Genomic DNA, 13,983 nt, shown 5'->3' with positions numbered 1-13,983 from the left:
AATTGTAAGCGCTATAATTAACTCGAGTTTAAAAAATGTTTGATAATAAGACAACTAAACTCTAATCAAATACCATGATTTCGTGTTTAGTTCTTTTTAAAAATTTGAAATGATAAGGAGGTAAGCACAACGATGTTGTTGATAAAAAAAGTAACATGTGAATACAGAACAAACCTATTTGGTACAGATATACAAACTCCCCGATTGAGCTGGGTGCTTGATTCAGAAAAAAGAGGGACGTATCAGCGAGCTTATCAGATTCAAGTCACAGGACCAGACGGAAACTTCGAGTTTCCTATCTGGGATACTGGCCGAATTGAATCCGACCAATCTTTGCATGTTGATTATATTGGTCCGAAACTTGAATCCCGTACTCGCTATCATTATAGAATTAAGGTCTGGGATAACTGCGGAAGGGAATCTGGCTGGAGTGAAACTTCATGGTGGGAAACCGCTTTTCTGACTACGATTGAATGGAAAGCTAGTTGGATTACACCAGATTCAACTGGCATTGATCCACATGCTAACCCTGTTTTTTTATTAAGAAGAAATTTTCATCTGAAAAAAGGCATTCACTCTGCACGTCTTTATGCCACTGCTGCGGGGGTTTATGAAGTCTATTTAAATGGCAGTAAAGTTGGAGAAGATTTATTGGCGCCTGGATGGACCAGCTATCTTCATCGTCATCAATACCAAACATATGACGTCACTAGTCAGCTGCAAAATGGAGCGAATGGAATTGGTGTCATGGTAGGGGATGGCTGGTATAAAGGGGAGGTGTCATTTATACCTAGAAGAAATTTTTACGGTGACCGCCGAGGAGTATTGTTACAGCTTCATGTTCAATATGATGATGGCACAGAGGAAGTAGTTTCAACTGATTCAACATGGAAGTCACATACAGGGCCCATTTTATTATCTGAATTCTTTGCTGGTGAGACATATGACGCCCGCTTGGAAAAAGACGGCTGGACTAGTGGAGATTATGAGGATTCCAATTGGTATAGGACGACTATCCTTAATCTCCCAATTAATACTTTAGTTGCACAAGAGAATTGGCCCACTAAGGTAACTGAAACTATTAGGCCCAAGAAGATTATTCAAACTCCCACTGGGGATACTCTTCTCGACATGGGACAAAACATGGTTGGCCGTATCCGTATGACTCTGAATGTTCCTACTGGGATCTGTATTACCTTACAGCATGCAGAAATCTTAGATAAGGATGGAAACTTTTATACTGGTAATCTCCGTTCAGCAAAACAAATGGTCACTTATACAGCCAAAGGCGGTGGTGTGGAAACGTATGCTCCTTATTTTTCGTTCCAAGGCTTTCGATATGTTAAGATTGAAGGCTTTCCTGAACAAGAACAAAATCATAAGCTGCTCAAAGAAATCTTTACTGGTGAAGTCATGCATTCAGATATGGAGCCGACTGGTAAATTTGAATGTTCGCACCCACTGGTAAACAAGCTGCAAAGCAACATAATGTGGGGACAAAGGGGGAACTTTCTAGATGTGCCAACAGATTGCCCTCAACGTGATGAGCGTCTAGGCTGGACTGGGGATGCACAGGTTTTTATTCGAACTGCTGCATTTAATTATCATGTTGGCCCATTCTTTACGAAGTGGCTGCGTGACTTAAAAGCAGATCAGAAGTCTGATGGCAGTGTGCCATATGTAGTTCCAGACGTATTAGCTAATTTCGTGCGGAGATCTGGTAAGAAGACATGGGGAGATGAGACGTATACTTCATCAGCATGGGGAGATGCAGCTTCCGTATGTCCATGGACACTTTACCTTTGTTATGGTGATAATCGCTTGCTTGCTGAGCAGTATGAAAGTATGAAAGCATGGGTCGAATATATACGAAGTCAAGGAGACAATGAATTTGTATGGAATACAGGATTCCAATTTGGCGATTGGCTAGCTTTAGATGCTGAAGAAGACAGCTATTATGGTGCAACACCGGAATACTTAGTTGCAAACGCCTACTATGCACTATCGACAAGGATTCTTCGGGATAGTGCACAGGTGCTCGGCGAAGAAAATGATTTACATATCTACAATAAACTATTAAAAGGGATAGTTACAAGCTTTCATGAGAACTACCTCACTTCAGATGGCAGGATAGCTGCAAATACACAAACTGCGCATATACTGCCTCTCATGTTTGATTTAGTAGAAGGAGAGGTTCGTAAACAAGTTGCACACGATTTAAATGAATTAGTTGTTCAGAATGACTATCATTTGACCACCGGCTTTGTTGGTACACCATACCTATGTTTAGTTCTCTCGCAAAATGGTTATCACAACACAGCTGTTAAGCTGCTGCTACAAGAAAGCTATCCATCTTGGTTGTATTCGGTTACGAAAGGAGCGACAACTATTTGGGAGCATTGGGATGGCATTAAACCAGATGGTACCTTCTGGAGTGATGCGATGAACTCGTTTAATCATTATGCGTATGGAGCAATTGGTGATTGGTTGTACCGCTATGTTGCAGGATTGGATATGGATGAGCAGGTAGCGGGATATAAGCGTATTCGGATACAACCTCATTTTTCAAATGGAGAATTAACGTATGCTAAGGGCTCTCTTATTTCTCCGTATGGGAGGATTGAAACTAACTGGAGCATGCAGGAGGAACAAATCTTAGTTAAAGTACAAATCCCTGTGAATACAACAGCAGATATTCTTCTTCCGAATGCTTTATTAGGCAATGTATTGGAAGGAGGACAAAGATGGAGTATTGGAGAGGGAATCAAGTCAGCTAATGAGGTAGAAGATGGGGTCCATTTTACGGTTGGCTCTGGTTCTTACTGTTTTACTTATTCAGATACGGTCTTCAATTAAATAAGCTCAGATAACTGCAAAAACATCCTTCTTCTAAAAAAAACGTCCTATAAGGGGAAGGATGTTTTATACTCTAGTTGTATTTTTTATCATTATAAAAATAGAATGAATGCTAGGAGGAGACAAAGTGTTAAATTTCCGACAAAAATTATTTTTTGGAACAGGCAGTTTAGGCAAAGATTTATTTAATGGAATTATTTCAGCCTATCTAATAATATTTTATACAGATGTATTCGGCCTGACAGCCTCCTTGGCAGGATTAGTTCTGTTAATTACAAAATTGGTGGATGGAGTATCAAATCCTCTTATCGGAATGATGGTGGATCGTACGAATACTCGCTTCGGTAAGTTTAGACCATATTTTCTTATTGTTCCCATACCTTTTGCTGTATTTACGATACTTACATTTACAGCACCAGATATGAGTGAAGGGATGAAATTTGTTTATGCATTAATCACATACAATCTTGCAGGAATTTGCTTTACCATTTATGATGTCGCTTACTGGGGAGTAGTTCCAAGTTTATCTAAAGATACAAAGGTGCGGACGGAGCTTATCTCCTTTGGCAGAGTCTTCACGGCAGTTGGAGGATTAATTGTATCTACCTTTGCATTGCCAGTCATTCATTATTTTGGTAAAGGAGACGACCAAACAGGCTATTTTTATCTGGCAGTAATTGTTGCAGTCTTAGGTGCAATATTTTCTTTTTTTACATTTTTCAATACGAAAGAACAGTACAAAAGAAAAACAGAACCGCCAACACTTAAAGAATATTTTAAAGTAATATTAAATAATAAAGGTGTGCTATCAGTAGTTACAGTAGTTCTAAGCTATGGATTATGTTTTGGATTACAGAATGCAGTAGGTTTATATTATTTGACTTATTATATGAAAAAGCCTGAGTTAATCCCAATATATATGTTTTTGACATTAGGAGCTAAAGTCATTGGGTCTATCTTTGCCCCAGTTTTTACAAAAAAATGGGGGAATAAAAGGATAACTGTAAGTTCTTTCATTGGGATAATGGTATTTAGTCTTATCATGTTCTTTGCTCCAATACAATATCCTGCTGTGTATTTTATCTTGGCAGTGCTGGTGTCCTTCTTTATAGGTTTAGTGCTTGTATCAATGACGGCGTTAATGGCCGATTTAGCTGATTACACAGAGTTTAAAACAGGCAAAAGATCTGATGGTGTCCTTTTTTCACTCAATGCCCTATCTATCCAAATTGGGTTCGCAGTATCGGCAGGAGTTGCAGGACTGCTTCTTGATTCCACAGGCTATGTTCCAAATCAAGAAATTCAAAATAATGCAACATTTCTATGTATTAACATAATGAGAACCGTTGGACCAGGTTTTGTATGTCTGCTTGCTTTATTTATGATTAAATATTATCCAATCAATTCAAATAAAGAAATGGAGAAAATTTATTCTGAATTAGAGAAAAAAAATAAAGCAGCTGTTTGAGTTTGAATTTGAATTATTAGAATTAGTGTGAAAACCAAATGTGAAAGTTGTATTAGAAGGGCTGTCCTTATAGGGACAGCTTTATCTTTTCCTTAAGGAACAATCTGGAAGTTTAGATGAAGATAAATCAACCTCAAATTGAAAAAATAAAGATAATAAATTAGTCGATTATATTAGATTTTCTCCATCATGATGCGGCAAATGATGGAGGTTTTCAGCTTACCGGTGATTTAGCATCCTTTAGTCAGTTTGTTGGCTTCTTTGTCTATTAGTCATTCATTTTAATAAAACAAAATAAGTAGAATTCCAGGAAAGTTTAAGAAGGAGTGGGCTTCACTTAAGATAGGAAGTAATGTAATATATTTAGAATAGTTTTTTTAGTAAGGAGGAAACATTATTTGATTACAAAAGGAAATCTAGCAAAAAAAGAACAACTAGAAGCAGCAACTTCCTATTTAATGAAAATGAAGGGGGAAGGTGGGAAGAGCCCTCTACAAGTAAATGTGTACGATATTATAACCGGATTTTTGGGTGGCGCGATAACCATTTTTATTCTTGGTTTATTAACACGCTTTACCTACACTCCTCTGTTAATAGCTTCATTTGGGGCAAGTTGTGTATTAGCTTTTGGGTTATGGAATTCACCATTATCACAGCCTAGGAATATTATAGGCGGACATTTTATTTCTACTTTAATAGGATTAATTATTTATCATGTATTTGGAAATGAACCATGGTCTTTGGCTATGGGAGTTGGATTAGCTATCGGTTTAATGATGTTAACGAAAACAACTCATCCTCCCGCTGGGGCAGATCCAATAATAGTCATACTTGGCTCTTATACATGGGAATATTTATTTACACCTGTATTAACAGGATCAATTGTGATTGTGCTGTTAGCATTAATAATTAATAATTTAAGAAGCAATAGAAAGTATCCAGTTTTTTGGTTATAAGTTTATGTACTATAGCGCTTAAAGGTAAACTAGCACAAAGAAATATCTTTAGAGATTACTAAGGATAATAAATAAATTCTTGAGCACAAAACCATTCATCTGTTTTAGATTAAGGCAAGAACTGCAAGTAGAAAATTTGAAGGCGAAGTAATGCCAGACTTTATTAATATTAAATAAGTATACCCGTATGAAAAAAAGGACAGCACTAGAAGTTTCTAGGATGTCCTTTATGAACTCTTGTAATGAAAGTATCCTGGTGGATAAAGGAGGTTAATGGACAAGTGTGATATAAAGAATATAATAGTCTCAATAATAATGGATGAAACAAATCAGGTTCATCCATTTTCAAGAAATGAGCACCTTGAAAGAATGACTAAAATGAGTATTAGATCATCTTCGTATTTGTAACTAGAACAGTAGGAAGATGAAGGGACTTATCGTCATCTATCCATAGATTATCCAAACTATTGTTTAATCCTTAACGAGTCCTCCAATACTTACTTTATGCCAAAGCTGTCTGTTTTAAGCATTCCAATACACTCTAAATATTCATATGTTCTTTTTGAGACAAGAAGTGGCTTATCAAATGGTGCTGGATACATATCTTGCTCAACAATAGCCCAGCCATTAAAGTTAACTTTGATCAACACTTTTAGAAATTCTTTCATGTTTACTGCACCAAGATTGGGTTCAACAATAATCCCTTCACTTACTGCTTTTGCTAAGGACCAATTTCCTTTTTGCATTTTACTTCGGACATTTATATCACAATTTTTTATATGAAGATAGGATACTCGATTATGATGTTTAAGCATAAATTTAACGGGATCCCCACCTGCATAGGCATGATGACCTGTATCTAAGCATAGTTGAATATCAGAATCTCTTAATAGTTGTTCAATTTGTTCCTCTGTTTCAACATGTGTTTGGGCATGCGGGTGAAATACAGTTTCAAGGCCATATTTTGTTTTGTATAGTTTCTAATCTTATTAATTTTTCTAAATTAGATTTTCATATAAGTATCGACTTTGAGGACTCAAAATCTAAGAAACTAAACCACTGATTTAAAGTGCTTACATTCGAGAGTGAAATCAATCCCTCCTTTTTAATCTTTCTTTATACTGTAATATTAATGTACCAAATATTACATAATTGTTTTGTTTTATTAGTTTAATATTAGGAGATAGTAATATCATTAAACAAATTTGCAACCTGTTAAAAGTAATGATTACGTTTATATACTAAAATAGTATAAATCAACCATTATTAGTAAGTTAAGCTGCAATAGTAAGCATTAGAATTGTATTTATTAATCCCAGTTATTTGATAGTATTGTAATTTAATATTTAAAGATACACTTGACAGGCAATAAACTAATTGATAAATTATAAATCGTAATAATTTCGATTTACATATAAAAAATTAGGAGGGGAAAAAATGAAAAGATCACTTTTCATCTTATTTAACATCATGCTGCTTTCCATATTCTTAGTAGCATGTGCAGGAACAAAAAATCAGGAGCAAGTAACAGGGGCAGGGGAAACAGATTCAGAAGTACAAGAGAAAAAAGCAGATAATAGCGATGAAGTGGATATAAATAATCTGGATGTACCAGAAGATATAAAAGTTGAAGGGGTAGCAGATCATTATCATACTGGTGATAAAATAAAGTTAACTGCTGTTTTAGATGGAGAGACAGAACAAGACCATTGGCACTGGTACAGTAGAGAAAATCCAAATGAGGATTGGAAGGCAGTAGAAGGACAGGAAACAAAAGAATTTACAGGTGAAGCAGCAGTTAATGGTTTAGAATTAAAGGTTGTTTTGTTTAATAATGATGACAAACCTAGTGCTCAATCTGCATCCGTTAAAATTCTTATTAATGATCACGGACAGGATGAAGTTAGCAAGCTAATATATAAAGGGATTTTTGAAGATAGCCAAGTTAAAGATCGCCCATTGTCTGATTGGGAAGGTGATTGGCAGTCCATTTATCCATATCTATTATCTGGAGACTTAGATGAAGTGTTTGAACATAAAGCAGAAAGCGGAGATATGACTGCAGAAGAATACAAAGACTACTACACTGTAGGGTATAAAACAGACCTTGAACGCATAGTGATTAAAAATAATTCTGTAACATTTTTTGAAAATGGACAGGAATATACCGGGAAGTATGAGTCAGATGGTTACGAAATTCTTACCTATGAAAAAGGCAATAGAGGTGTACGCTTTATTTTTAAATTAGTAGATGGCACAGAGAACATGCCAAAATACATTCAGTTTAGTGATCATGGCATATTCCCAGCTGATTCATATCATTTCCACTTATACTGGGGTGATGACCGTGAGAAATTGTTAGAGGAAGTAACTCATTGGCCAACATATTATCCTAGCAATCTAGATGCTAATGGCATCGTAAATGAACTGTTAGCTCATTAATAGTGATTAGTTAACAAAAGGGAAATTTCAAGTATACACAGTATTTAAAGTTAGCTAGATTTAGAACGAATGCTAGAAAATAAATCGTAATTATTACGCTTTAAGGGGATTTTTTGGAGGTTGAAAACAAACATGAAAAAAGGCTGGTTGGTTTTCATTTTAATGATATCCACGTTACTATTTGGGTGTCAAAATGGAGAAAAACAAAATGCATCAGAAAAGGTTTCTGTTGTAACATCATTTTATCCAATGTATGAATTTACTAGACAGGTCGCAGGTGATCAAGCAGATGTCACTTTGATGTTATCATCTGGAGAAGATGCACACCATTATGAACCAAGTGCTAAGGATGTCGCTCGAGTCAATAAAGCTGACGTATTTGTCTATAGTAGTGAGGAAATGGAATATTGGGTAGATAGCTTATTAAAAACGATTAACAACGATAAATTAATTGTAGCCCGAACTGCAGATGGTATTGAACCAGACCATCATCATGAACAGGATACGGAAGATAATGATGCAACAGATACAGATGCAGCTAATACAGATGATGAAAATGTTAGTGAAGAAGAACTAGAACACAGCCATGAAGATGGAGAGAAAACTTCGCAGACAAAACAAGTAGAATTGAAGGGATTAGCAGATCATTATCATACAGGTGATGTTGTGACTCTCGCTGCAGAGCTTCAAGAAGAAACTAACTATGATCATTGGCATTGGTATTCACGTGATGATCATAATGACGAATGGGAATTGGTAGCTGGGCAAGAGACAGACCATTTTGAATACAAAACAACTGGAAAAAGCTTTGAAGTAAAAGCAGTATTATTGGACGATAAAGATAATACTTATGCTGAATCAGAGTCAGTATCGGTTTTAATTGATAATCACGAAAATCATGATCCACATATTTGGTTAGATCCAGTGTTAGCACAGGAGCAGGTTAATATTATTCGCGACTCGCTCATTAAAGCAGATCCAAATGGAAAAGATATCTATGAAAAAAATGCAGAATCCTTTAAAAAGGAACTTCAAAAATTGCATGAAGAATATCAAGATACTCTAGAGAATGCGAAGAATCGTATATTTGTAGTGCAGCACCAAGCCTTCGGATATCTTGCAGAAAGATATAATCTAGAGCAGATTTCTATTGGTGGTTTATCTACAGAAGTAGAACCAAGTGCATCAAGAATTGCCGAGATTGGAAACTTAGTTAAGGTTTATAATGTACCAGTAATCTATTATCAACAAGGTGCCAACTCAGCAATTGCAGAAACAGTTGCTGCGGAAACAGGAACAAAAACAGCCAAACTGTATGACTTAGAGGTTTTGTCTAAAGAATTCGAAGATGAAAAATTAGGTTATATAGCTGCAATGCGTGAAAACTTAAAATCCTTACAGCAAAGTATTCAGTAAAAGAGATAAGTATTGGGTTAAATGCTAGCGGAGTGTAAATAATTAGAAGTTATTTATATCTGATATGTAATGTAACTTAATAATCATTAGTAAATAAATGTTGAATAACAAGAGCATTAATCCTATTTAGAATTAATGCTCTTTCCAAATGAACCTGATTACTATTCTTTAGCACTAAAGGGTGTGAAAGAGAGAAAGCAAGTACCTGCTGGTTGCTAAGTCGTCATTAGATAATGATTATTCGAATTACAGGCGGTTAATTTGAATTATTATTTTAGATATGGTTTAATAATAAGTGCACAAACAAAACGTAATGATTACTATTATCAAAAATAAGTATTATCATTACTGTTTATGTTCAATATTTAAAATGCATTAATGCATTAAACAAAGGAGATATTAATTATGAAAAAAGGAATACATCCCGAATATCAGAAAGTTGTATTTATGGATACAGTTAGTGGTTTTAAATTTTTGTCAGCTTCTACAAAGAAGAGTAATGAGACGATTGAATGGGAAGACGGAAAAGCATATCCTTTGTTAAAAGTTGAGACAAGTTCAGATACACATCCATTTTATACTGGAGTACAAAAGTTTGGCGAAAGAGGAGGAAGAGCAGAGAGATTCAATAAGAAGTATAATATTAAGTAATTTGCAGTTAAGTCACTATAAATATGGTAATAAAACCGCCTAAACCCTGTTGAATAAGGGATTAGGCGGTTTTTTCTTTAAGAGGATTAACACACGTCTTGTTCATAATAGTGGAACTAAGAAATGAGTGTTTGAGGGGGATTTATGAATAAGGCGACAGAATAATAAATGTGATTAATGAGGTTTTGGTTATTTATTACTATAATGGGCCTTTTTTGAATCAATGTTAAAATTTCAAAAGAAAAGTGTATACTTTCTTCTTCGTCATACGTCTTATAAGAGCAGGGGGGGAGAGATGAATAATTCAGATGATTTAAGAAGTTTAAATTCGGAACTGAATATTGTTTATCGATATTTAAGGAAATTGAAGATAACACATGAAGATGCAGAAGATATTGTACAAGAAACGGCATATAAATTTCTTCAGTACTATGATTCAATAAGAACTAAAAAAATACGAAGTTGGTTAATACGTGTGGCACTCAATTTTCATTATGATCAAACTCGGAAAAATAGTAGAATCAAGCTTGACCTAAGAGAGGATCAAGTGAAAACACTCTCAAAGGATTTACCCGAAGAGATTCTTTTGAGTCACGAACATTGGTCTGAAATTGAATATATTTTATCTAAACTTAAGCCAACATACAGAGAATTATTACTTCTTAAATACATATGGGAATTTAAATATGATGAGATAGCTGAAATTCTTGATTTAAAGGCAAACAACATAAAAACATCCTTATTTCGAGCCAGAAAGGAATTTGCGAAGCTGTACAAGGAGGTTTACAGATGAGTTCTAATGATAGTAACCGCACATCAGGAAAAAATAATAAAGAATTGGATTTTGTTACGAGTCCATCCTTTCAAAAGGCAATCCAAAAAGCAAAGTGGAAACAAACGATTAAATTTTTCATTATCGGTTTACTAAGTACTTGCATCTTATTGTTTGGAATCTTTTCCATTGGCCAATATCTTCTTCAAAATCGACTTGTGAATGATGATGAAAGACTTTTTAGTCAAATCAATGGTTCTAATGTTTATATGGAAAGTGAGATGATAGTGTACGGATTTCTGAATTTAAGTGCTGTAAGGCATATCACTTTTAAGAAGACAATAGATGATCGTGATATCGTTTGGAACAAACAGGAAGTAGAAGTCCCTTTCTTTGGAAGAGAAAATATAATAGATGATGAACGGTTTACTGAGAATACAGAGTTTAGTGAAAGGTTGAATCGGCAGGTTCATTATAATAATTTTACTGGCGAAAGAGAATTAGAGTTTTATTATCCCCAATTAGATTATGAAAACTTACCAAATGAACTAGATATTGCAACGAAATTAGATGAAAATACATTAGCTGAAGTGGCGTTATCCTTTGATAAAACATACACGCTGAAAGAGATTCAAAAAATATTGGCACCAGAGGATATCAATTGGGTATGGGTGAATACAACTTCAAAAGAGGGATTTCAAAATTTAAAAGCTGATTCAGCTCTACAAGTAATGGATGGTCCGTCTGCTGATGGCTTTCAAGTAGACGGTAACTTAATTATTGCAGCTGAAACTTTTCTAAGTAATGTTAAACAATTAAGCAAGGAAGGAAAATACCAGACAGCTGCACAAGAAATGGCAGATGGAATTAACTCAAAGTCCTTTCCGAAAATAGAAGACCTTCGAATATCGGGAGTAGTTGTTTCTGGCACACCTAGTGAATTAGAAAAATTTCAAGATATAGAATTAATTCGAGCTTCAACAATTGGAGCTACGATAGATGTATATTAAAAATAGGAATTTATATAGAATACTACCCAAATTTTTAGTAGTTATGGGAGGTTGAAGAAAAAGTGAATAAGAAAAAACTATTAAAAATGCTACTATTAATTAGTTTGTTCATTTCATTAGGTTTTAATTATTCATTATGGAATAAATTGAAAATGAGTGATAACAGAGTAAATGCTTTATTATCCTCTGGAATATTTGATGAGGAAAAGGAAAAAGAAAAGGAAAAAGAAAAGGAAAAGGAAAAGGAAAAGGAAAAGGAATAAACACTTGAATGTTTAGGCTACTATTAAGGTAGCCTGTTTCACTAAGGAAGCAAGTTAGCGCAAGAACGAAAATTAATATTGGTATGAGTGTTGTAATACAGAGAGTTACTATTGTGTACGGCATATACCTTCTATAAATGGATAAATAGGGGCGAAGTTAAATGTTAAATCGTGTAATACAACAATTTGGATTGCGGTTAATAACAATTAATGAGGTTGAAGACTCCTTTAGCTCAACTGTCTATAAATGTACTTTGACTAATAATGAAATTGTATATGTGAAAATTCCTTTTTCAAGATTGAAGTATCAGCGAGAATTAGAAGCCTATGAAATCTTAAAAGGGAGGGTTTCCATTCCTATTATGTTAGATTATTGGTCTGGTGACGCGCAGTGTGCTGGAGCTTTTTTATTATCTGAATTAAAAGGAAATCCGTTAACATCTAAGGCTATCCCAACAGTTGCGTACCAAGTTGGAGCTCTTCATGCTGAAATGCATTTGACTCATCCTCCTGCAAATAAAGTGTTAACGGGTATAAAAAATGAATTTATCAACTGGTCAGATTTTATTGAAAAACAATTTTATAGTTTTGCTGAAGATGTAGAAGACATTTTGGATGAGAAATTATATAAAAAATCCATTGAGACTTTTGAAAAAATGAAAAAACAACTCCCGTCTCCAGATGGACCTAGCTTTGTCCATATGGATTTTCGTCCAGCAAATATAATTGTAGATAATGACAAAGTTATAGGAATAATAGATTTTGAAAGCGTCAGATTTGGTTCAACAGAAATTGATTTTACCAAACTGTATCGCGATTTTTTAAGTGTTGATGTTAACCTGTATGATGCATATCAAGAAGGCTATAACAGTATTAGACCATTAATTGACTTAGAAAATGTATTACCCTTTTATCGATTTACTGATGCTTTCAATAGTATCGGATGGTGTAAACGTCGTGGAATTGAAAAAAATGCCTTATTTCTAGGAGAAAACCTAGTGAGATTAAAAAACTGGTTACTATAAATATCGGTTATTTTCATCTACTTGTGAAAATGCCCTTTAGGAAAAGGGTTCATTAAAAAAGATAATGCTCTTCTTATTATGTTTCTTTTGGAACTATTAAATGGAGAAGCAAGTTTGTTCACCGATATTAAATTAGGTAAAATCATAAACCACTGATGATAGTTTATGAAAAGTTTTGAATTAAAAAATATATTAAGCGAGATTTGATTTACTACGAGTTGCGCTTTACTTATTGTTACAGAAACTATTTTATGTTACTAACTAATGGGGGCATGGAAAAAGGAAATCTCTCTATAATTAATAGTGTAAGTTTATGCTTTTTTATGTAATAATTATTTTGTAGCAATGTAATGTTACATTTCATACATATTGAAGGTGGGGATCATAATGGCAACGGGAACGCATTCTGTAGTAGTTCCAGTAGATGTACAAGCAGTTTGGGATTATGTCAGTGATCTTGAAAAATGGGCAACGACAGTACCAGCGTATAAAGAACATCAAATCATAAATGACAAGCAATCGATTTGGACGTTTGAAGGTAGTGTGAAAGGCATTAAAAAAACAATACAAGCACAGGTAGATATTACTGAATGGAATGAGCCTTCAAATATTAAGTTTGAACTAAAAGGTCTATCAGATAATTTTACTGGAAGCGGTCACTTTACTGCAGAAGATGCTAATGGTGAAACAGTAATGACTTGCACGGTGGAAATCCATGCAGGCGGATTATCTGGTGTGGTGTTAACACCAATTATTAAATTGGCTGTACCAAAAGTAGCATCTCGTTTAACAGAATCTATCGCACATAAAATAGCCGTATTCTCATAGTTTTAAAAGATTGAGAGTAACTTTTTTACGTTAACTTTTTTAAAGTATGGATGTATTATGAAGTGACCAAAATAATGGTAGCAAGCGTTACTAGAAATTTAATAATTAGCGAAAAAGAGGTTGTCCAGAAAAGGAGGCCTCTTTTTTTTTTTTTAATAGTTACTTTTCCTATAAATTGACGAGGGAGAAATGAAAAACTGGTTTATGGAAGAAATGTGGCAGGATAGTTGAAGTGAATAGCATCACAAAGTTGAAAGGTGTGTGTCTATTCCTAAAAATTGCAATTACTGGATCGT

General features: G+C 34.5%; 11 protein-coding genes and 1 pseudogene. 11 read left to right on the top strand and 1 reads right to left on the bottom strand.

What is annotated here, in order from left to right; translation table 11 throughout:
• Positions 1–132: 132 nt before the first annotated feature.
• The 3 genes from EM808_RS16925 (at position 133) to EM808_RS16915 (ending at position 5,280) form a co-directional block, all read left to right on the top strand.
• Positions 133–2,856, top strand: coding sequence for an alpha-L-rhamnosidase (locus EM808_RS16925; protein ID WP_127739371.1), 2,724 nt, complete (start codon positions 133–135; stop codon positions 2,854–2,856).
• A 127-nt stretch (positions 2,857–2,983) separates the two neighbouring features.
• Entirely contained in the window at positions 2,984–4,324 is a 1,341-nt protein-coding gene (locus tag EM808_RS16920; RefSeq protein ID WP_164849692.1) for an MFS transporter, read from the top strand.
• Positions 4,325–4,782: 458 nt separating this feature from the next.
• Positions 4,783–5,280, top strand: coding sequence for an HPP family protein (locus EM808_RS16915; protein WP_127739412.1), 498 nt, complete (start codon positions 4,783–4,785; stop codon positions 5,278–5,280).
• A 497-nt stretch (positions 5,281–5,777) separates the two neighbouring features.
• Here EM808_RS16915 and EM808_RS16910 read toward each other — a convergent pair.
• Positions 5,778–6,185, bottom strand: a pseudogene (locus tag EM808_RS16910) (sugar phosphate isomerase/epimerase family protein); the annotation flags it as partial.
• Positions 6,186–6,717: 532 nt separating this feature from the next.
• Here EM808_RS16910 and EM808_RS16905 point away from each other — a divergent pair.
• From EM808_RS16905 to EM808_RS16870, 8 genes are all read left to right on the top strand, one after another.
• The gene (locus EM808_RS16905; protein WP_127739369.1) at positions 6,718–7,722 is read left to right on the top strand and encodes a metal-binding protein ZinT; all 1,005 of its coding nucleotides are present in this window, start codon (positions 6,718–6,720) and stop codon (positions 7,720–7,722) included.
• Between the two features lie 132 nt (positions 7,723–7,854).
• The gene (locus EM808_RS16900) at positions 7,855–9,138 is read left to right on the top strand and encodes a metal ABC transporter solute-binding protein, Zn/Mn family (protein ID WP_127739368.1); all 1,284 of its coding nucleotides are present in this window, start codon (positions 7,855–7,857) and stop codon (positions 9,136–9,138) included.
• A gap of 405 nt (positions 9,139–9,543) precedes the next feature.
• The gene (locus tag EM808_RS16895; protein WP_127739367.1) at positions 9,544–9,789 is read left to right on the top strand and encodes a type B 50S ribosomal protein L31; all 246 of its coding nucleotides are present in this window, start codon (positions 9,544–9,546) and stop codon (positions 9,787–9,789) included.
• A gap of 295 nt (positions 9,790–10,084) precedes the next feature.
• Positions 10,085–10,582, top strand: coding sequence for an RNA polymerase sigma factor (locus EM808_RS16890; RefSeq protein ID WP_127739366.1), 498 nt, complete (start codon positions 10,085–10,087; stop codon positions 10,580–10,582).
• Positions 10,579–11,571 carry an anti sigma factor C-terminal domain-containing protein gene (locus tag EM808_RS16885; RefSeq protein WP_127739365.1) on the top strand — a complete coding sequence of 331 codons (993 nt, stop codon included), beginning with the start codon at positions 10,579–10,581 and terminating at the stop codon, positions 11,569–11,571. Before EM808_RS16890 ends, EM808_RS16885 begins: the two co-directional genes overlap by 4 nt.
• A 62-nt stretch (positions 11,572–11,633) precedes the next feature.
• Positions 11,634–11,834, top strand: coding sequence for a hypothetical protein (locus EM808_RS16880; protein ID WP_127739364.1), 201 nt, complete (start codon positions 11,634–11,636; stop codon positions 11,832–11,834).
• Positions 11,835–11,995: 161 nt separating this feature from the next.
• Positions 11,996–12,859 (top strand): aminoglycoside phosphotransferase family protein, encoded by an 864-nt coding sequence (locus EM808_RS16875; RefSeq protein ID WP_127739363.1) that lies wholly within the window; start codon positions 11,996–11,998, stop codon positions 12,857–12,859.
• A 387-nt stretch (positions 12,860–13,246) separates the two neighbouring features.
• On the top strand, positions 13,247–13,687 hold the full coding sequence (locus EM808_RS16870) for a CoxG family protein (RefSeq protein WP_127739362.1): 441 nt from the start codon (positions 13,247–13,249) through the stop codon (positions 13,685–13,687).
• Positions 13,688–13,983: the final 296 nt, after the last annotated feature.

The sequence above is a fragment of the Niallia taxi genome, from assembly GCF_004005475.1.
GTDB classification, from domain to species: Bacteria; Bacillota; Bacilli; order Bacillales; family Cytobacillaceae; genus Niallia; species Niallia taxi.
This window is presented reverse-complemented; position numbering and strand designations above follow the sequence as displayed.